This is a genomic window from Psychrobacter sp. 1Y4, from assembly GCF_051847555.1.
Map to the genome: position 1 here is coordinate 1 of NZ_JBPYDE010001176.1, position 513 is coordinate 513.

At 44.4% G+C, this 513-nt stretch carries 1 protein-coding gene; it reads left to right on the top strand.

All coding sequences use genetic code 11. The features are described from left to right. Positions 1 to 513, top strand: a 513-nt coding sequence (locus ACS8FC_RS21015; protein ID WP_439298209.1) for an acyl-CoA dehydrogenase domain-containing protein, incomplete at both ends; no start/stop codon positions are given.

Sequence of the window (513 nt, forward strand, 5' to 3'; positions counted from 1 at the left end):
CTTTCCCAAGTGGACGTATCTTTACGCCAGCAAGTGATGAGTTAAAACGTCAGCTGGGTGATACTTTTATGGATGATTTTGCTGCCAATCCATTCCGCGACTATCTCAAAACCATGGTTTATTACAATACCGACCCAGATGATGTAACGGGCCGTATGGAGCATGCTTATCAGACCTTGGTTGAGATCGAACCACTGTGGCAGAAGTTCAAAAAGGCAGAACATCAGGATAGCTTTGAAGGCCTTACCTTCGAAGACCATGTGGTACATGCGAGCCAAAACGGCGGTATTACCGAGGAAGAAGCAGAAGTACTGATTCAGTACAATGCCATGCGCTTTGATTCATTATTGACCGATGTATTTGATAAGCACCTATCAGAAGCTCAAGAGCGCGATAATCCACATACGCTCGAAAACGCTGTCAATCAACTAACAAACTATGCAGAGCTAAAAAAAGAAGCAAAAGACAAAAGTAGCGTATCGACTGACGGTGAGATGCCAGTCACGCATGAGT